The organism is Streptomyces sp. NRRL WC-3742, from assembly GCF_000720635.1.
Lineage (GTDB): Bacteria > Actinomycetota > Actinomycetes > Streptomycetales > Streptomycetaceae > Kitasatospora.
In genome coordinates this window covers 1-679 of sequence record NZ_JOCF01000180.1, presented here as the reverse complement: position 1 = coordinate 679, position 679 = coordinate 1, and the positions used below count along the sequence as shown (strand labels likewise).

The following is a 679-nucleotide window of genomic DNA, read 5'->3' as shown; positions in this document are numbered from 1 at the left end:
ATCAGTTCCAGTTGCCGGTGACGGGGGTGTCGCCGGGGTTGCCGAACTGGAAGGTCAGGTCGGGGGTGTTGTTGTAGGCGTTGGCGAGGGCGAAGTCGCTGGTGTTGGGGCGGTAGATGCCGTAGGTGGTGCGGCCTCGGCCGGCCCAGTCGCCGACGACGGGCAGGTCGCCCTTGTTGCCGTAGGTGACGGTGGAGAGGGTGCCGTCGTCGTGGCGCAGGGCGAAGGTGTTCTGTTCGTTGTCGTTGGTGGAGGGGCGGAAGACGCCCATCTGGGTGTGGCCGACGCCGTCCCAGTCGCCGACGACGGGGATGTCGCCGGGGTTGCCGACGGTGGCGGAGTCGGTGGTGCCGTTGTCGTGGCGGATGACGAAGGTGTTGGTGCTGGGGCGGAAGATGGCCATCTGGGCGTGGCCGTTGTGGTCCCACATGCCGGGGACGGGGATGTCGCCGGGGTCGCCGAAGACGAGGGAGTTGCTGGTGCCGTCGTCGTGGCGCAGGGCGAACTCGCGGGTGGAGGGGCGGTAGACGCCGATCTGGGTGTGGCCGGTGCCGTCCCAGTCGCCGGTGATAGGGACGTCGCCGGGCTGGCCGAAGGAGACCGAGGTCGTACCGCCGGAGGCGTTGCGCAGCCCCCAGTTCCCGTTGCGGAACACCCCCACCTTCGTCGAATTGGCCGA

At 69.1% G+C, this 679-nt stretch carries 1 protein-coding gene; it reads right to left on the bottom strand.

All coding sequences use genetic code 11. The features are described 5' to 3' along the window. Window position 1 precedes the first annotated feature (1 nt). On the bottom strand, window positions 2-679 hold a 678-nt coding region (locus IH61_RS0139945; protein WP_234327542.1), incomplete at its 5' end, for a hypothetical protein.